This is a genomic window from bacterium (assembly GCA_030685015.1).
Taxonomy (GTDB): Bacteria; CAIWAD01; CAIWAD01; order CAIWAD01; family CAIWAD01; genus CAIWAD01.
This window is the reverse complement of the sequence record JAUXWS010000027.1, coordinates 14666-32024: the sequence shown is the minus strand read 5'-3', so window position 1 is coordinate 32024 and position 17359 is coordinate 14666. Positions and strand designations below refer to the sequence as shown.

Annotated in this window: 17 protein-coding genes; all 17 read left to right on the top strand. The window is 68.3% G+C overall.

The genetic code is table 11. From position 1 onward, the window contains the following. On the top strand, nucleotides 1–290 hold a 290-nt coding region (locus Q8O14_03080; protein MDP2359724.1), incomplete at its 5' end, for a transglycosylase. A gap of 406 nt (nucleotides 291–696) precedes the next feature. Further along, on the top strand, nucleotides 697–1368 hold the full coding sequence (locus Q8O14_03075) for a M23 family metallopeptidase (protein MDP2359723.1): 672 nt from the start codon (nucleotides 697–699) through the stop codon (nucleotides 1366–1368). Between the two features lie 15 nt (nucleotides 1369–1383). After that, nucleotides 1384–1812: a polymer-forming cytoskeletal protein gene (locus Q8O14_03070; GenBank protein ID MDP2359722.1), complete on the top strand. Its 429-nt coding sequence runs from the start codon at nucleotides 1384–1386 to the stop codon at nucleotides 1810–1812. A 7-nt stretch (nucleotides 1813–1819) separates the two neighbouring features. Continuing rightward, nucleotides 1820–2047 carry an AtpZ/AtpI family protein gene (locus Q8O14_03065; GenBank protein ID MDP2359721.1) on the top strand — a complete coding sequence of 76 codons (228 nt, stop codon included), beginning with the start codon at nucleotides 1820–1822 and terminating at the stop codon, nucleotides 2045–2047. Then, nucleotides 2044–2373 (top strand): hypothetical protein, encoded by a 330-nt coding sequence (locus Q8O14_03060; protein MDP2359720.1) that lies wholly within the window; start codon nucleotides 2044–2046, stop codon nucleotides 2371–2373. The genes Q8O14_03065 and Q8O14_03060 overlap by 4 nt, the downstream gene beginning before the upstream one ends. A gap of 17 nt (nucleotides 2374–2390) precedes the next feature. Beyond that, a complete protein-coding gene (gene atpB / locus Q8O14_03055) occupies nucleotides 2391–3491 on the top strand; it encodes a F0F1 ATP synthase subunit A (protein MDP2359719.1) in 1101 nt (366 codons plus the stop codon). A gap of 36 nt (nucleotides 3492–3527) precedes the next feature. Continuing rightward, the gene (atpE, locus tag Q8O14_03050) at nucleotides 3528–3749 is read left to right on the top strand and encodes an ATP synthase F0 subunit C (protein ID MDP2359718.1); all 222 of its coding nucleotides are present in this window, start codon (nucleotides 3528–3530) and stop codon (nucleotides 3747–3749) included. Nucleotides 3750–3789: 40 nt separating this feature from the next. Beyond that, entirely contained in the window at nucleotides 3790–4293 is a 504-nt protein-coding gene (gene atpF, locus Q8O14_03045) for a F0F1 ATP synthase subunit B (protein MDP2359717.1), read from the top strand. Nucleotides 4294–4351: 58 nt separating this feature from the next. Beyond that, the gene (atpH, locus tag Q8O14_03040; protein MDP2359716.1) at nucleotides 4352–4882 is read left to right on the top strand and encodes an ATP synthase F1 subunit delta; all 531 of its coding nucleotides are present in this window, start codon (nucleotides 4352–4354) and stop codon (nucleotides 4880–4882) included. Between the two features lie 72 nt (nucleotides 4883–4954). Further along, on the top strand, nucleotides 4955–6496 hold the full coding sequence (gene atpA / locus Q8O14_03035; protein ID MDP2359715.1) for a F0F1 ATP synthase subunit alpha: 1542 nt from the start codon (nucleotides 4955–4957) through the stop codon (nucleotides 6494–6496). 2 nt (nucleotides 6497–6498) lie between these two features. Then, complete coding sequence (gene atpG / locus Q8O14_03030) at nucleotides 6499–7362, top strand: ATP synthase F1 subunit gamma (protein MDP2359714.1); 864 nt, start codon at nucleotides 6499–6501, stop codon at nucleotides 7360–7362. A 21-nt stretch (nucleotides 7363–7383) separates the two neighbouring features. Next, on the top strand, nucleotides 7384–8862 hold the full coding sequence (gene atpD / locus Q8O14_03025; protein ID MDP2359713.1) for a F0F1 ATP synthase subunit beta: 1479 nt from the start codon (nucleotides 7384–7386) through the stop codon (nucleotides 8860–8862). Then, nucleotides 8859–9275 carry an ATP synthase F1 subunit epsilon gene (gene atpC / locus Q8O14_03020; GenBank protein MDP2359712.1) on the top strand — a complete coding sequence of 139 codons (417 nt, stop codon included), beginning with the start codon at nucleotides 8859–8861 and terminating at the stop codon, nucleotides 9273–9275. Before atpD ends, atpC begins: the two co-directional genes overlap by 4 nt. Before the next feature lie 315 nt (nucleotides 9276–9590). Beyond that, a complete protein-coding gene (locus tag Q8O14_03015) occupies nucleotides 9591–11681 on the top strand; it encodes a tetratricopeptide repeat protein (protein ID MDP2359711.1) in 2091 nt (696 codons plus the stop codon). Next, a complete protein-coding gene (locus tag Q8O14_03010; protein ID MDP2359710.1) occupies nucleotides 11678–16609 on the top strand; it encodes a tetratricopeptide repeat protein in 4932 nt (1643 codons plus the stop codon). Before Q8O14_03015 ends, Q8O14_03010 begins: the two co-directional genes overlap by 4 nt. Further along, complete coding sequence (locus Q8O14_03005) at nucleotides 16587–16979, top strand: hypothetical protein (GenBank protein MDP2359709.1); 393 nt, start codon at nucleotides 16587–16589, stop codon at nucleotides 16977–16979. The genes Q8O14_03010 and Q8O14_03005 overlap by 23 nt, the downstream gene beginning before the upstream one ends. After that, nucleotides 16969–17346, top strand: coding sequence for a hypothetical protein (locus Q8O14_03000; GenBank protein MDP2359708.1), 378 nt, complete (start codon nucleotides 16969–16971; stop codon nucleotides 17344–17346). The genes Q8O14_03005 and Q8O14_03000 overlap by 11 nt, the downstream gene beginning before the upstream one ends. Nucleotides 17347–17359: the final 13 nt, after the last annotated feature.

Genomic DNA, 17359 nt, shown 5'->3' with positions numbered 1-17359 from the left:
TGGTGAAGGACAACATCCAGGCCGGGATCTACTACGACGCGCGCATGTGGGTCATCTGGAAGGCCCCGCGGCCGCTGGAGGAGAGAATCGCCTTCACCCTGGCCAGCTACAACGCTGGTCCGGGCCACATCCTGAAAGCCCAGGGCCTGGTGGCGGCCGGCATGAATCCCAACCACTGGGCGCCCGTGGCCGCCGAGCTGCACCGGGTCACCGGAAGGCACGCGGAGGAGACCCGCACCTACGTGGAGCGGATCCGGCGCCTGTTCGGGCGCCTGAGCCATCCACCGTAAATGGCCGTCTTACCTTACTTTCGTTTACGCCCTGTTGCCCACGCAACGGGGCGTTTGAGTTCAAGGCGACGAAACGGCGACCAAAACCGTTTTCGGGGAAAGTCGGTCAGTAATACTTATGACAGTCAAAAAGATAGCTCCTAGAATTTGGGCAAGTAAAATACTGGGGCATCAGGAGGCTTGAAACGCGACTCCAGCTTAGTGCAATCCGCCATGGGGCACAAGACATGACGTGGAATTCATGTCCCGCCCACAACCGCTGTCCCGGAGAGTGGACAGCTGCGGGCCGGATGGCCTGCCAAATTCGTCCGGCGCCCGCATGAAGGCACAGGAGAGCCATTCTTCGCATTGACTCTCCACGCCCATTTTGATTTAATGGACAGTCTGTGAAACACCGGGCCTTGCGATGAAGAGTTGGCGACCTGTCATCATCCTGCTGGCCGCGGTGGTCTTGGCGCATTACGGCTTCCTGCTCGTTCGCAGCATGCGGGAATGGAACCTGCAGCGGGAGAACCAGCTTCTGCGGCAGCAGCTGCTGACGGTGGGATCCCTGCGCCGTGACCTGGCCGCATTGCAGGATTTGTCGAGCAAACTGAACCAGCACCTGGGTCCGGTTCCCGGGGTGGAACTGGGGCAGGACGCCGGGCGCGTCGCCATCGCGTTCGAGGAACCGGTGGCAGCGTCCTATGCGCTACCCCTGTCGCCGCCGGTGTCGGGCCGCATCAGCCGCCTCTACGAAAGAGGGGGGTGGCCCCAGCAGATCGACCACGCCGGCATTGACATCGCCACGGGGCCCGGCGAACTGGTCTACGCCGCGGCGGCCGGCCATGTGGTGTTCCGGGACCGCACCCAGCGCCTTGGCTTCCTGGTCCTCATCGACCATGGCCAGGGATTGACCACCGGCTACGGCCACATGTCCATGGCCTTCCCGGAGATCGGCGAGCGGGTGGCGCGCGGGCAGCTGATCGGCCGGGTGGCCCGCGGCGGTCTGGGACGCGGCAGCCACCTGCATTTCTCGACCCAGCGGGATGGCGTTCCCCTGGATGGGGTGACTCTTATGACGGATTGGAAGGAATAAGGAGAGCAGGAATCCATGAACAGCGGAAGCGCCCAGACGGTCCTGTCCAAGGACGCCACTTTCGAAGGCAAGATCACATCCAAGGATTCGGTCAAGATCGACGGCCGCCTGGTGGGCGAGGTCCGCTCCGAGTCGACCATCGAGGTGGGCGACACGGGTTCGGTGGAAGGCAACATCACGGCTGCCCATGTCATCACGGCGGGACACATCAAGGGGGCCGTCAACGCGCGGGACAAGGTCGAGTTGAAGGGCAAGAGCCGGCTGGACGGTGATCTGGTCACCACCCGCCTGGTGATCGAGGACGGCGCCCAGTTCGAGGGCATGTGCAAGATGGGCGGCCGGGCCGCGGGCTTGACGCCGGCGCCGGATGCGGGGGCGCCCGCCGGGGAGGCGGCGGAGCCGGAGCGGGCCGGCCTCTTCGGCCGCAAGCCCGCCGGGCACTAGCACCGCCATGGCCACCGGCGAGGAATCCGGCTGGCGACAGGCCGGCGAACTGGGTGACGTGGGCCTGCGCTTTGCCCTCTTGCTGGCTTTGGCGGTCTGGGGCGGCTGGAAGCTGGACCAGCGCTGGGGCTGGACTCCCTGGTTGACTCTGACCGGCACAGCGCTGGGGTTGGCACTGGGGGCCACGTGGTCCTTCTTCAAGCTGCGGGATCTGATCAACCGGGAGCCGAAATGAACCCGGTGGTGGCCGGCCTGACCAGCGGCATCGCCCTCAGCCTGGCCGGCCTGGCCGTCATCTGGCCGGCCCTGGGACGCGGCCTGCTGCCGCTACTGGCCCGGGCGACGGGAGTTTTCCTGGGCAAGCTGGCGGCCCTGACCGCGCTCATCCTGGTCGTGCATGCCAGGGCGGGCAAGGACTTCGCCCAGCCCTACGCGGTCAGCCTCGCCTTCTGCGTGGTGGCGCTGCTGATCACCCAGGCGGCTTTGCTCGCCTGGCGCCTGAAGCGGCTGGACGGGGAAGGTCGCGCCGAGACGACGACGAAGCACGTGCACGAAAAATAGAGGGCCGGACCATCCGCATGAGGCGCTTGCTACCCTTGATCTGCAGCCTGGGCCTGATCTGGCTGCTGGCGGCCGGCCCGGCCGGCGCCGCTCCGGCGGCCCCGCAGCATGATGAGAAGCCGTCGATCGTGACTGCCGATCCACCCGCGGAAGCCGGCCACGGGATCGCCCCCAATGACGAGGCGCAGGGCGAGGCCGCACCCCCCGAGGCAGGGCATGGCGGGGCAGGACATGACGACGGCCACGGCGCCCCGGCGGGTGATGTGGGCTCGATCGTCAAGGGGGTGATGGAACACCACCTGACCGACTCGGGCCACATCGAGCTGCCGCTGGTGGCCTTCCACATGGACCGCGTGCGCATTCCCCTGCCGTTCTTCAACGGACTCTACCAAGCCACGCGCGAGGGCAACCCGCTGATCAACTGGATGGTGAAGGCGGAAGATGGCCGCGCCTACTTGATGCTCTCGAAGCACCTGGTCTTCATGGGCGTGGCTGTTCTGCTATTGCTGGTGCTGATGGCCAGGGCGCGCCGCACCGCCGGCAGCGCCTCGCCCAGGGGCGCGGGCAATCTCATCGAGGTATTCATCCTCTTCATCCGCGATCAGGTCGTCCTGCCCAACACGGGCGAGGAGGGGCGCCGCTACCTGCCCTTCTTTCTCACCGTCTTCTTCTTCATCCTCACCATGAATCTGCTAGGTCTGGTGCCCTTTGGCAGCAGTGCCACCGGCAACCTCTCGGTGACGGCGGGGCTGGCCCTCTGCGCCTTCGCCATGATGCAGGTGGCTGGCATGCGCGCCCACGGCGTGTGGGGCCACTTCAAAGGCCTGATGCCCCACGGCGTGCCCGTCTTCGTGGCCCCCATCCTCTTGCCCATCGAGTTCCTTGGCTTGTTCACCAAGCCTTTCGCCCTCTGCGTGCGGCTTTTCGCCAACATGATGGCCGGGCATGCCGTGATCGCGGCCTTCATGGGGCTGATCGTTGTGCCCGTGCTGGCCTTGACCAACGTGCCCGTCGCCGTGGCCATCGGCCTGCTGGAGCTCTTCGTCGCCTTCTTGCAGGCCTTCATCTTCACCATGCTGACGGCGATCTTCACCGGGGCCTTCATTCACCAGCACTGAAAGACATCTCGAACCAAATCAATCAGGGAGCGATCCATGGAAAACATTGGACTGATCGGCGCCGGCATCGGGGCGGGACTGGTCGCGCTGGGCGCGGGCCTGGGCATTGGCCGTATCGGCGGCAGCGCCATGGACGGCATTGCCCGCCAGCCCGAGGCGACCGCCAAAATCCAGACAGCGATGATCATATCCGCGGCTTTGATCGAGGGTGTCGCCCTGTTCGGCACGGTGGTGTGCCTGTTGGCAGTCCTGAAGTAGTGGTCGACGCGGAGCGTCAATCGGCAGGGAGGCCGGGCGGATGAGTCTGAACAACATTTTTTCGCTGGATCCGGGTTCGGTCCTCTACACGATCATCACCTTCCTGATCCTGCTCCTCATCCTGCGCAAGTTTGCCTGGAAGCCCATCCTGGGTGCCCTGGAGGCCCGCGAGCAGGGCATCCGGGACGACATCGAGCGCGCCCGCTTCGACCGCCAGGCGGCCGAACAGGCCCGCCAGAGCCATGAGCAAGCCCTGGGCGAGGCCCGGCGCGAGGCGCAGGCCCTCCTGGGCGAAAGCCGCGAACGGGCCCAGCGCTACGAGGCGGAACAGGCCGAGCTGGCGCGGGCCGAGGCGCAGAAGCTGCGCGAACGGGCCAGCGAGGAGATCGCCCGCGAGGCGATCAAGGTCCGCCAGAGCCTGCAGGGCGAGTTGGTCGGGCTCAGCTTGGCCGCCGCCGAGCAGGTGATGCGCCGCGGCCTCAAGCGGGCGGACCACGAGGCGATCATCCAGGACGCACTGCGCCAGGCGGAGCAGGCCTCATGAGCCGGCCGGACCACATGGCGGCCACGCCGATCACCCGCCATGCCGCCTGGAGGACCCTGTGAGCCGGGGCGCCGTCGCCCGCAGCTATGGGCGGGCCCTCTTCGAGGCCGCCCGCGAGGCGGGCACGGGCGAGCGCGTACGGGCGGAGGCGGATGCCCTGGCCGAGGCCCTGCGCACCGACCTGCAGCCCCTGCTCCTTTCGCCCAAGGTGCCGCTGGCCACGCGCTTGGCCATTGTCGCCGAGATCTTTGCCGGCACCAGCCCGCTCTTCCTTTCCTGGTTGAGCCTGGTGATCCGCAAGGGTCGTGCCGGCGCCCTGGCGGAGATGGTCCAGGTCCTGCGCGACCTGGAGGACGCGGCGGCGGGCCGGGCGGTGGGGGAACTGCGCACGGCGGCCCCGCTGTCGGAGGAGCTGGGGGAGCGCATCCGCGGGACGATGGCCCGTCTGACCGGAACCGAGCTGCGCCTGCGGCAGGTGCAGGATCCCGAGCTGCTGGGCGGCTTCGTGGCGCGGGTGGGCAACCAGTTGCTGGACCTGTCCCTGCGCACGAGGCTGGACCGCCTGCGCCGCCACTTGTTGGCCGGCTGAGGCCCACCGGCAGGAAGGCCGCGCCCTGCGGCGCCGAATCGTTGAGATGCATGATTGCATGAAGGAGTCTTGATGCAGATACGACCCGAAGAGATCACCTCGATCATCCGCCGGCAGATCGCCGACTTCAGCGGCGGCGCCCGCCTGGAGGAAATCGGGGAGGTGATCATGGTGGGCGACGGCATCGCTCGCGTCCATGGCCTGGACAAGGTCATGGCCGGCGAGCTGGTGGCCTTCCCCGGCGAAGTCTTCGGCATGGCCATGAACCTGGAGGAGGACAACGTCGGTGTCGTCCTCTTTGGCGGGGAGACGACCATCCGCGAAGGCGACGTGGTGCGCCGCACGGGCCAGGTCGTCCGCATTCCCGTCGGCCGGGCCTTGCTGGGCCGCGTGGTGAATCCGCTGGGCCAGCCCATCGACGGCAAGGGTCCGATCGAGACGGACGAGACCTGCCTGGTGGAGCGCAAGGCGACCGGCGTGGTGACGCGCCGCCCCGTCAAGGAACCGCTGCAGACGGGGCTCAAGGCCGTCGACTCGATGATTCCCATCGGCCGCGGCCAGCGCGAGTTGATCATCGGCGACCGCCAGACGGGCAAGACGGCCGTGGCGGTGGACACGATCATCAACCAGAAGGGCAAGGGCGTCTTCTGCATCTACGTCGCCATCGGCCAGAAGGGCTCGACCATCGCCAAGGTGGTCAAGACCCTGCAGGATCACGGGGCGATGGAGCACACCATCGTGGTGGCCTCCACCGCGGTGGACGCTGCGCCCCTCCAGTTCCTGGCGCCCTACGCCGGGGCGGCCATCGGCGAGTACTTCCGCGACAACGGCGAGCACGCCCTGGCCGTCTACGACGACCTGACCAAGCACGCCTGGGCCTACCGCCAGCTCTCGCTCCTGCTGCGCCGCCCACCCGGCCGCGAGGCCTACCCGGGCGACGTTTTCTACCTGCACAGCCGCCTGCTGGAGCGTGCCGCGCGCATCGCCGACCAGATGAACCCGGAGATGGAGAAGGCGGGTATCCGCAAACCGGGGGGCAGCCTGACCGCCCTGCCCGTGATCGAGACCCAGGCCGGCGACGTCTCGGCCTACATTCCGACCAACGTCATCTCCATCACGGACGGCCAGATCTTCCTCGAGAGCGACCTCTTCTACAGCGGCGTGCGGCCCGCCATCAACGTGGGCATCAGCGTCAGCCGGGTAGGCGGCAACGCCCAGACCAAGGCCATGAAGAAGGTGGCCGGCACCCTGCGCCTGGACCTGGCCACCTACCGCGAGCTGGCCGCCTTCGCCCAGTTCGGCAGCGACCTGGACAAGACGACCCAGGCCCAGTTGACCCGGGGCAGCCGGCTGGTCGAGCTGCTCAAGCAGGACCAGTACGTGCCCATGCCCGTGCAGGACCAAGTGCTGCAGCTCATCCTGGGCGTCAACGGCCTGCTCGACACCCTGGACCTGGGTCTCGTCCGGAGCTGCGCCGACCAGTTCGTCGAGCATTTCCGCACGGCCCATCCCGCCGAGTACGAGCGGCTGGCGGCCAGCGGGGAGCTGCCCGACGAGCTGCGCGAGCTGATCATGACGACGGGGCGCGGCTTCGTCACCAACTTCGCGGGCTGAGCATGGCCAACCTGAAGCAGATCAAGCGGCGGATCAGCAGCGTGGCCTCCACGCAGCAGATCACCAAGGCCATGAAGATGGTCTCCGCGGCCAAGCTGCGCCGGGCCCAGGAGGCGATCATCCTGGCCCGCCCCTATGCCCTGCGCCTGCAGGAGGCCCTCGCCGGGCTGGCCGGCAGCCAGGAGGCCGGCCTCCATCCCCTGCTGGACCGCCGCCGCACGGAGCGGCCGGTGGTCTGCTACTTGGTGGTGACGGCCGACCGCGGCCTGTGCGGCAGCTTCAACGCGGCGGTGATCAAGCGGGCGCAGCAGCTGCTGGCCGCGGCGCCGGCCGACCAGCGGAGCGTGCTCTACCTGGTGGGCAAGAAGGGCGTGGATTTCTTCCGCAACCGGCCCACCCCCATCGTGGGGCGCTGGACGGGCGTCTTCAACCGTCTCGCCTTCACCCACGCCAGCTCCATCGGGCAGGAGATCACCGCCCTCTTCAGCGAGGGCAAGGTGGATCGCGTCGTGCTCGTCTTCAACGAGTTCAAGAGCGCCATCCAACAGATCCTGCACACGGACCAGCTGCTGCCGGTGGTGTTGGAGGAGGGCGGCGGCGCCCCGCCCGCCGAGGCCATCTTCGAGCCCAGCCCCCGGGCGGTGCTGGACCGGCTGCTGCCCATGTATGTCGACCGCATCGTCTGGCGCGTGCTGCTGGATTCCCACGCCGCCGAGCAGGGGGCGCGGATGACGGCGATGGAAAGCGCCACGGAGAACGCAAGCGAGATGATCGCCGATCTGACCCTGCAGTACAACCGGACGCGCCAGGCGGCCATCACGCAGGAGATCGCGGAAATTGTGGGCGGCGCCGCGGCCATCCAGTAGCGCGCCAAGCAAGGAAGAACCATGAGCAAGGGAAGCATTCTGCAGATCAATGGCGCCGTGCTGGACGTCATCTTTCCCGAGGGCGAGCTGCCCTCCATCTACCATGCGCTGCGCGTGCCCCGCGAAGGTCAGGACGACCTGGTGCTCGAGGTGCAGCAGCACCTGGGGGAGAAGAAGGTGCGCACCGTGGCCATGGACGCCACCGAGGGCCTCATGCGCGGCATGGAGGTGGTGGACACCGGGCTGCCCATCAGCATGCCGGTGGGCGCGGCCACCCGCGGCCGCCTGCTCAACGTGATCGGCAACCCCATCGACGATGTCGGCCCCATCGACCGTTCCCGCACCAACCCCATCCACCGGCCGGCCCCCGCCTTCGAGGAGCTCAGCCCCTCGAGCGAGGTGCTGGAGACCGGCATCAAGGTGGTGGACCTGCTGGAGCCTTATGCCAAGGGCGGCAAGATTGGCCTCTTCGGCGGCGCCGGCGTGGGCAAGACCGTGCTCATCATGGAGCTGATCAACAACATCGCCAAGGAGCACAGCGGCCTCTCCGTCTTCGCCGGGGTGGGCGAGCGCACCCGCGAGGGCAACGACCTGCTGCGCGAGATGCTGGAGTCCGGCGTGATCAGCTACGGCCAGGACTTCCACGACCATTTCGTCAAGACGGGGGAGTGGGACCTGGGCCGCGTGGACCACTCCAAGCTGGCCGACAGCCAGATCGCCCTCGTCTTCGGCCAGATGAACGAGCCGCCGGGCGCCCGCGCCCGCGTCGCCCTGTCGGGCCTGGCCATCGCCGAGTATTTCCGCGACGAGGAGGGCAAGGACGTGCTCCTCTTCGTGGACAACATCTTCCGCTTCACCCAGGCCGGCTCCGAGGTGTCGGCCCTGCTGGGGCGCATGCCCAGCGCCGTGGGCTACCAGCCCACCCTCGCCACCGAGATGGGCGCCCTCCAGGAGCGCATCACCTCCACGCGCAGGGGCTCCATCACCTCGGTGCAGGCCATCTACGTGCCGGCCGACGACCTGACCGACCCGGCCCCGGCCACCACCTTCACCCACCTGGACGCCACCACCGTGCTCAGCCGCAAGATCACCGAGCTGGGCATCTATCCGGCGGTGGACCCGCTGGACTCCACCAGCCGCATCCTCGACCCGCACATTGTCGGGGCCGAGCACTACGCCGTGGCGGTGGGGGTGCAGAAGATCCTGCAGCGCTACAAGGACCTGCAGGATATCATCGCCATCCTGGGCATGGACGAGCTGTCCGAGGAGGACAAGACGATCGTGGGCCGCGCCCGCCGCGTCCAGCGCTTCCTCTCCCAGCCCTTCCACGTCGCCGAGCAGTTCACCGGCATGCAGGGGCGCTATGTCAAGCTGAGCGAGTCCGTCTCCAGCTTCAAGCGCCTCCTGGCCGGCGAGGCGGACCATCTGCCCGAGCAGGCCTTCGCCTACGTGGGCACCCTGGACGAGGCCTTCGAGAAAGCCCGGAAGCTGCAGGCATGAGTGCCCCCACCTTCCATGTGGAGATCGTGACGCCGGCGGGCGGAGTGGTGCTCAGCCGCGAGGCCCGGCATGTCCGGCTGCCGGGCGAGACGGGCGCCTTCGGCGTGCTGGCCGGGCACGCCAACCTGATGGCCGCCCTGGGCACAGGCCTGGCCGAAGTGGAGGAGGCCCAGGGCGGCAAGATCCGCCTGGCCATCTCCGGCGGTTATGCCCAGGTGCAGGATGGGCGCCTGCTGGTGCTGGCGGAAAGCGCCGAGCTGCCCGAGCGGGTGGATGCCGCCCGGGCCGAGGCGGCCCGCCTGCGGGCCCTCGCCCGCCTGGAGGATGCCCAGGGAGGGATGGACAAGGACCGGGCACGGGCCGCCCTGCTGCGGGCGATCAACCGCCTCTCCCTGCTGAACTCCCGGTCCTGAGCGGATGGGCGGCGCGGTCTGGGGCAACAGCCGGCCGCAGGATCCCCGGGCCGCAGTGGATTGGGCCGCTCCCCCGTCCCCGATGCCGCCCTTGTTCAATGAGGGGCCGGGGGCGACAGTCCCATCCGGCCAGGGAGGGGCCGACAAGCGCCCCAACCGGGCTTCCGAATTGACTTGAGAGCAGGTGATTCCTACTTTCTTCGCGCACGGCATACCGACCGCACTCGTGGCCGGGCCAGACAGAGACTTCCCACACCATTGGCAACTCGAACAGGGTAGCAGGTGAATCGAAGGCGAAGCCGGTTCCGGAAGTGCATGCTCCCAAGAGTACTGATCCTCCTGGCCTTCTCGCCGCTCTGGTGCATGGCCGCGGAAGCCATCGACCCCGCTCCCGTCACCTTCGATCAAGCCCGCGAAGCCTGGCTGCGCGACCAGGTGCGCTCCCTGACGCGCCGGCTCATCCTCCAGGAGCAGGTGCTCACCTTCCGGCTGGAGGGCATCATCGAGGAGGGCGGACGCAGCGGGATCCTGGGCAACCTGGCCCTTGAGCCGCTGCTGTCAGATGACGTGCCGGCCCTGATCACGCCGGTCAAGGCTCCGGACGGCGCTGCCCATGTGGCGGAACGGCTGGACTATTGGATGAAGCGCCAACAGGAGGTGCTTGCCGTCAAGCTGGCCGCCTCGGGGGACATCCGCCGCCGCCTGGCCTCCACGGCGGCGCCCGATGCGCTGCAGGACATGTTCCGGCGGGACCTGAAGCGCGCCGTGGCCGCCTATGCCGCAGGGCAGCACGGCCTGGCTGGAGCGCTGCTGCAGGAGATCCTGGACCTCTATCCCTATGTCAACCTGGACGACGTGCGCTTCTATCGCGCCGAGGCCGCCCTGGCGGACGGCGCCTGGGACACGGCGGTGGAGCACTACCTGGTCCTGCTGCGCACGCAGCCGGAAAGCGCCTTCCGACCCCAGGCCTTCCGGCATCTTGTCGCCCTGCGCGCCCTCTTCGGCCAGCACGCCACGGCCGTGGCCGAGTGCGACGAGTTCAGCCGCGACCTGGCCGCCGCCCCGGGCGAGGTCTCCTACCTGTGTGGTCGCGAGTACTTCCTGGCGCAGCGTTTCCGCGACGCCCTGCGCCTGCTCGAGCAGGTGCCGGCCGGGGATCCGGTCAAGATCCGCGCCCGCCACCTGACGGGCCTCTGCCTGATCCTGGAGAACCGCCAGACCGACGCCATCGCCCTCTTCGAGGACCTGGCCGCCATGTCCCGCCGCCAGCGGCGCGAGGATCCGGCCAACCCCGCCATCCGCGAGGATGCCCGCATCAAGCTGGGCTATCTCTATTTCGAGGCCGGCCAGTTCCAGGAGGCGGCCCGCATGTTCGAGGCGGTGGCCAAGGGCGGCGAGCGCTACCCGGAAGCGTTGCTCGGGAAGGCCTGGAGCGGCCTCAGCCTCTCAGACCACGAGCGGGCCCTCTCCCTTTCCCGCGAGCTGGTGACCCATTATCCCTCCTCCTCCTACCGCTACGAGGCCATGACCCTGGCCGGATACGCCGCCGAGGAGCTGAACAGCGAGGAGTCGCGCCGCTGGTACAGCCAGGTGATGGACGAGGCCGAGCGGGGCGAGAGCCTGCGCGAGCTGGCCCTTGAGCGGCGGCAGATGCTGCACCTGCTGCGTCGACTGGTGGAGATGGAGACCAGCGTCTTCGGCGAGGGCCGCACCGACCACTTCGACGAGTACCTGCGGCTGCGCGGCCAGAGCCGCGTCCTCATGAACCGCGTCAAGTACACCGAGTTGCAGACAGCCAACGAGTCCATGCGCGAGTACATCGACGAGCGGCGGCAGATCGCCCAATTGGCGCGCCGCCTGGGCACCCTGCTGAAGAGCGATTACCAGGAGGCCGCCCCGGCCGCCCGCCAGGAGATGGCCCTCCTCCAACGGGACGTGCGGCGCCTCATGAGCCGCATCCGCTTCTCCGGCTTGATGGAGATCCAGCGCCAGCCCCTCATGATCCATGAGCGGACCCTGGCCAGCGCCAATGCCATGCTGGACACCCTGGCCGTCAGTTCGCGCATCGAGCTGAACCGCCTGGACGGGCGCCTGGCCGAGCTGCAGCCCCGCGGCCTGGAGAGCGATCCCCTGCAGACCCTTTACCGCGAGCGCTACCTGCGGATGGAGGCCGGGGTGGAGGGCCTGCGCAGCCACGCCGCCCGCCTGCCGCGACGTCCGGTCATGAGCAACCTGCCCCGCTGGAGTGAGCTGGCTTTTTCACGCCTGGCCATCGGCGACATCGAGTTCGAGGAGTTGCGCCGCATCGAGGACCGCCTGCGCGAGTTGGACGGCTACCTGGAAAGCATCGGCGGCCTGCTCGAGGGTGGCGCGGGAGCGGCCAACGGCGGCGGAGGTCGCCCATGAGGAAGCTCCTGCTGCTGGCGCTGGCCCTGCTGACGCTGCTGGTGTCCGGCGTCCTGGCCCAGCCGGCCGCCACTTCCGACAAGGTCCGCATCGAGGAGGCCGTGCTGGCCCGCTGGGGGCGCGTCTCCCAATTGGCGGTGGGGGATCGGGCCCGCGCCTGGATCGACGAGGGCAACCTGGTGCTGGCCCAGTACCGTGAGCTGGTGGCCCTGGACGCCTCCCGCAGCGGCCCCAGGCAGGGGGAGATCAACATTGAGATCTCCAAGCTCAAGCTGCGCCTCATCCACCTGCTGCGCAGCATCGAGGAGGCCCGTCTTTTCGATCTGGACGAGAGTCAGCTGCGCACCCTCCAGCGCGAGTACGAGGCCGAGCGGGAGAGCCTGCTCAAACGCAGGGCCCAAGTGCGGGACACGGTGCTCGACAAGGGCGAGCGCTTCCTCGCCACCTATCGGCGGGACCGCAACCTGCAGCGCTTCAGCCAGCGCGACGTGGTGGCCAAGCTCTGCCTGCAGCTCGCCGAACTCTACTACTCGCGTTCCGAGGAGCATTATTTCGCCGCCCAGGACAGCCTGCTGGCGCGGGCGGAGCGGGGGCTGCCCACCGGCTTCGAACCGGTCAAGGATTTCACCGACGCCGTGCAGAAGTACCAGCGCGTGATCGATGAGTTCCCCTACTCGGACTTCATGGACGACGCCTTGTACAACGTGGCCTACATCCGGGAGAACTCGACCAATCCGGTGGAGGTGGAGGAGTCCCGGCGCCTCTATGAGCACTTGGTGCGGGACTTTCCCGCTTCCGCCTATGCGCCCGAGGCCTGGATGCGGCTGGGGGAATACTGGTTCCGCCAGGACGGCGAGGAGGCCATCCGCCAGGCCATCGACTCCTACGCCATGATTCTCGACTACCACGATTATCCGGCGCGGGAGAAGGCCCTCTACAAGCTGGGTTGGTGCCACTACCGCCTGCAGGAACACGAGACGAGCGTGTCCTACTTCGTCGAGGCGGCCAAGTTCGCCGTGCGCAAGCAGGACGTGGAGGAGGGCCTGGGGGCCGACCTGCTGGACGAATCCATCGCCTACATCGCCGTCAATTACGCCGATCCCGACTGGGACCAGGCGACGGTGGGCGGCCTTACCCGGCTGGTGGCGGACGACGGAGAGCTGCGCGCCGGGGTGGGCCTGCGCCTGATGGAGCGCTACGGCGACCTCTTCCGCGAGGAGACGCAGGACTTCCCGCGCGCCGTGGCGGCCTACGACAGCCTGCTCTCCCTCTATGCGGACCGGCCGGAGGCGCCTTTCATCCAGGAAAAGATCATCCAGTGCTACGCGCCCGGTGCCCTGGCCGACGCCCAGCTCGCCTACCAGGAGAAGAACGAGCTCTATGAGCGCTACGCGGGGGAAGGTCCCTGGCGCTCGGACGCGGAGACGTGGGCGCGGGTCGAGGAGCTGCTCGAGCGGCACCTCGAGGAGAACGTGGGCATCGCCCTGGACCATGCCTATGCCACGCGCCACCGCGCCGACTTCGACGAGTACATGCTGCAGAGCCGCCGCTACCTGCAGTCCTTTCCCGACGACAGCTCGGCCTACCTGATCCACTGGAACCTGGCCAAGACACTGGAGGCCGAGCTGCAGGACCACGGCACGGCCTATGACGAGTATCTGGCCATCAGCCGCGGCTATCCCAAGCGCGACCGGCGCGACGCCGCCTACAACGCCATCGCCCTCTCCCAGATCCTGGTGGACACGGAGGCCCGGGGCGGGCCGGCTCCGGCCCTGCCGGATTCGGTGGGCGCCATGGTGCTGGTGCCCTTGACACCCATGGAGGAGAAGAAGAAGGAGGCCCTGGCCAACTTCGTGGACCTCTTCCCGGAAGACGAGCGCGCTCCCGGCTACCGCCTGCTCGAGGGCAAGCTCCACTACTCGCATTACGATTTCGCGGCGGCCACGGCCCTGTTCGACAGCCTGATCGCCGCCTGGCCCCAGGCGCCCGAAGTGGGCGAGGCCTATCAGCTCAAGCTGGAGAGTCTCTTCGCCCTGGGGCGCTTCCAGGAGGCGGAGGCCATCGCCCGCGAGATCCAGGGGATGGACCTGCCGGCCGATGCCCTGGCCCGCGCCCGTCAGCGCCAGGCCGAGTCCGTCTACAGCTTCGCCGACGGCCTGCGCAAGGCCGAGGACCACCGGCGCGCCGCCGAGGAGTTCCGGCGCATGGCCCTGGACGTGCCGGACTCCCCCTTCGCCGACGCCGCCCTGATGGATGCGGGCAACGAGTTCAGCCTGGCCCAGGACCATGCGTCGGCCACCGAGACCTACCTCTACCTGGCCGACCATCATCCGCAGTCCGCCTACGCCGACCAGGCCCTCTCCCTGGGCGCCTTCCTCTGCCTCAACGAGCTGAAGGACCAGGCCCGCGCCGCCCGCACCTTCGAGCGGCTGGCCATGGAGTACCCGGACTCGCCCTACGCCCGCTCGGCCATCAGCAATGCCGCCTGGTGCTACAATCGAAGCGAGGACTGGGCCAGCACCATCCGCATGAACGCCATTTACGTGGAGCGCTATCCGGAGGCCGAGGACGCCTCGGCCGTGCTCTTCGAGAACGCCGGTCTCTGGCTCAAGCTGGACAACGTGACGGCCGCCAACACGATCTACGCCGACTTCGCCGCCCGTTATCCGGACGACCCGCGCACTGTGCAGGCCTATGTCGAGCGGGCCGAGTACCTGCAGCGCCAACGGGACGAGCCGGCCGCCCGCGCCGAGTACCGCGAGGCGGTGGAGCGAAACCGCCAGCTGCTGCGGCGGGGCGGGGCGGGCAATCCGCTCTACGCCTCGCGCGCCCTGCGCAAACTGGTGGGCTGGCGCTTCGAGGATTACCAGCGTCTGGCCCTGCATCAACCCGAGCTTCGCTTCGAGCAGGATCTGGCCGACAAGAAGGCGGCGCGCGATGGATTGCTGGCCGACCTGAGCGAACTGGTGCAGATGGGGACGGGCGACGTCTTCTACGCCCGCTACATGATCGCGGCCACCCATGAGGAGTTCGCCCGGGCCTACCGCGAGCAGGAGCGGGCCTCCTGGCTGACGCCGGAGGAGCGGCTGCGCAGCGAGGTGACGATCCAGGACGCCTCCCACGAGCTGGCTCGTGTCGCGGCGCGCAGTTACATCGGCACAACCCAGGAGCTGGACGCGGCCATCGAGTCCCTCCGCCGCCAGCAGCGGGATCTGGGCCGCCGGCGCGAGAACCTGGAGGCCTGGCTGGCCGCCGCGCCCGACAGTGGCGGCCTGTCGGAGGACAGCCTCTCCCAGCGTCTGGCGATCCTGCGCGCCGCCGACCTGCTGGACAGCTCCCTGACCGAAAGCACGATCTGGACCAGCCGCAGCCGGGAGCGGGTGCCCGAACTCATCCTCGCCTCCCTCGCCATCTTCGAGCAGCGGGTGGACCACGCCCTCGCCCTCAGGTCCCAGTATCGCGACGACGCCTTCCTGCGTCTGGCCGACACGGACAAGAACATCCTGGGCGGCACAGTGATGGTCGCCCTGCAGGGCAGCCTGGATGCCTACCGGGAGGGGCTCGAGATCATCGGACAGGTGGGGCTTGACCGTCTTTGGCTGCCCCGCGTCGAGCAGCGTTTGCGCCTGCTCGTCCACAAGGTGCCGCAGGCGGGACTGGCCTTCCGCCGGGAGGCGGCGGCGGAGTTCGACCTCCTGGTGGACCGCTTCCTGGCCACGGTGGACCGCGGCGAGAACTATGTCGACCCGGCCGGCTTGACCGAAGAGGACTACGGGAGCGATGTGCTGGACATGGCCGACTTCTGCCAGGGCTACGCGCTGAGCAGCCTGCTGCTCACGGAGCGCATCATCCAGCATTTGATCGAGAGCGGCCTGCCCTCCTCCCTGGGCGGCGAGCTGAGCGACACCCTGGCCGCCCACGCCTTGGCCTGGTCCGTTGAGACGAAGCGCCGGCGGGACGGCCTCACCGTGCGCAAGGAGGACTACTGGCGCCGCTTCGAGCAATCGGCCAGCTACGTCCACCGGGACGCCCACACCACCCTGGACGACGCCTCCTACTTCCTGGTCCAGACGGCGCGGGAGGTGCTGGTCCAGGTCGAGCCCGCCGTCTCGCGCACCCGGGCCGGCAGCGTCCCCGCCCGGCGCCTGCTCATGGCCCTGGCCGAGATGGACCCCGCCGCCTTCGGCGACCGCTTCGGTTTGAGCGAGGAGGGTCTGGTCGTCCGCAGCGGCGCGAGTTGGCGCGTGCGGCGCGGCTATGTGGAGGGCTTCGAGCGGCCCGATCACGAGGAGAGCGGCTGGATGGACGCCCAGGTCGTCGGGCGGCCGGCCCTGCAGGGTCTCCTGCCCGGGGCGGCGGCGCTCTGGAATCCGGCTCCGGGCCGCACCCTGCCGCCGGACACCCTGAGCGTGCCCGCCGACAGCACCGAGGCCTTGTCCGGGCTGCTGGCGAAGGGCGCCCTGCTGGTGGACAGCCTGGACAGCGTGGTGCGCCTGGCGCTGCCTAGCCAGGCCACGGTGGTCGCCGTGGCGGACACCCTCTACTTCCGCCACGCCTTCGAGTTGGCGGGCACGCCGGTGGGGGCCAACTTGCAGCTGGCCGCCGATGATGGATTCGCCATCTTCTTCAACGGCGAGTACATTGACGAGCAGGTGGGCGGGGATCCGAACGGCCAGGCGGCGCCCACGGGCCTGATGAGCTACGAGCTGGGCGAGTTCCTTCGCAGCGGCAGCAACCTGCTGGCGGTGGAGGTGCGGGACCGCGACGGTCTGGGCGGCGGCTTCGTTCTGGAACTGCATGTCCGCCAGATCGCGCGTTTGACGCCGGAGATGCTGGAGGCGCAGATTCAACGGGAGCTGGAGGGGCAGCGCAAGCTGGACTTCCAGCGCAAGGTGAGCCGGATCCATGTCAAGAACCGGATCGATTAGCCTTCCCGCGGCCGCCCTGCTGCTTCTGCTGGCCGGGCGGGCGGCGGCCCAGGAGGAGGGCATCCTCATGCTGGATGAGGTCAACATCCAGGGCCAGGTGCGGGAGCCGTCGGTGGCGATCATCTCCTCGCGCCTGCAGCCGGAAATCTCCGGCTTCCGCTTGGAGAAGTCCTTCTTCGACCAGTTGCGCACGCCCGACCCGCGGCTGGTCGGCCTGGATCGCGCCCTCGTCCGCGGGGAGCGCCTGCGGGACCGGGAGAGTCTGCTGGCCAGGACGCGCATCCTGCCGCAGACCGCCTGGCCGCTAAAGGGGAGTCCGGCATCCGCCGATCAAGACAAGGCAGCCACGGAGGATGAGAGTGGCAAGTGAGAAGTCGAAGCAGTTGTCGTCCAACATCCGCGAGATCGGGGAGCGCCTCATCGAGTGCTGCCACGACGGGGAACGGTTCACGGCGGAGCTGAAGAAGCTCAAACCGCGCGAGGTTCTGGAAGCCCAGGTTTTCCTCTGGGACTTCCTGCATCGCCTGTCCAAGGAACGGGGCATCACCTTCCAGCGGGACGAGGTCACGGCGCGCATGCTGCCCACCTCGACCTATCAATACAACGTGGGCTGCAATGAACGCCTGGATTACTGCCGGGCCAACATTTGCGTCTACACCAATCCGGTTTGCGCCTCGAACAAGCTGCGCGGGCAGTTGGAGGCCATCCGGCACCTGCTTTCGAAACTGTTGGGCTAAAAGGGATAGCGGA

Coding starts and splice junctions, on each gene's coding strand:
- atpA (MDP2359715.1), top strand. CDS start 4,955: ATGCAGATACGACCCGAAGAGATCACCTCGATCATCCGCCGGCAGATC.
- atpE (MDP2359718.1), top strand. CDS start 3,528: ATGGAAAACATTGGACTGATCGGCGCCGGCATCGGGGCGGGACTGGTC.
- atpB (MDP2359719.1), top strand. CDS start 2,391: ATGAGGCGCTTGCTACCCTTGATCTGCAGCCTGGGCCTGATCTGGCTG.
- Q8O14_03070 (MDP2359722.1), top strand. CDS start 1,384: ATGAACAGCGGAAGCGCCCAGACGGTCCTGTCCAAGGACGCCACTTTC.
- atpC (MDP2359712.1), top strand. CDS start 8,859: ATGAGTGCCCCCACCTTCCATGTGGAGATCGTGACGCCGGCGGGCGGA.
- Q8O14_03060 (MDP2359720.1), top strand. CDS start 2,044: ATGAACCCGGTGGTGGCCGGCCTGACCAGCGGCATCGCCCTCAGCCTG.
- Q8O14_03005 (MDP2359709.1), top strand. CDS start 16,587: ATGTCAAGAACCGGATCGATTAGCCTTCCCGCGGCCGCCCTGCTGCTT.
- Q8O14_03010 (MDP2359710.1), top strand. CDS start 11,678: ATGAGGAAGCTCCTGCTGCTGGCGCTGGCCCTGCTGACGCTGCTGGTG.
- atpF (MDP2359717.1), top strand. CDS start 3,790: ATGAGTCTGAACAACATTTTTTCGCTGGATCCGGGTTCGGTCCTCTAC.
- Q8O14_03065 (MDP2359721.1), top strand. CDS start 1,820: ATGGCCACCGGCGAGGAATCCGGCTGGCGACAGGCCGGCGAACTGGGT.
- atpD (MDP2359713.1), top strand. CDS start 7,384: ATGAGCAAGGGAAGCATTCTGCAGATCAATGGCGCCGTGCTGGACGTC.
- atpG (MDP2359714.1), top strand. CDS start 6,499: ATGGCCAACCTGAAGCAGATCAAGCGGCGGATCAGCAGCGTGGCCTCC.
- Q8O14_03015 (MDP2359711.1), top strand. CDS start 9,591: ATGCTCCCAAGAGTACTGATCCTCCTGGCCTTCTCGCCGCTCTGGTGC.
- Q8O14_03075 (MDP2359723.1), top strand. CDS start 697: ATGAAGAGTTGGCGACCTGTCATCATCCTGCTGGCCGCGGTGGTCTTG.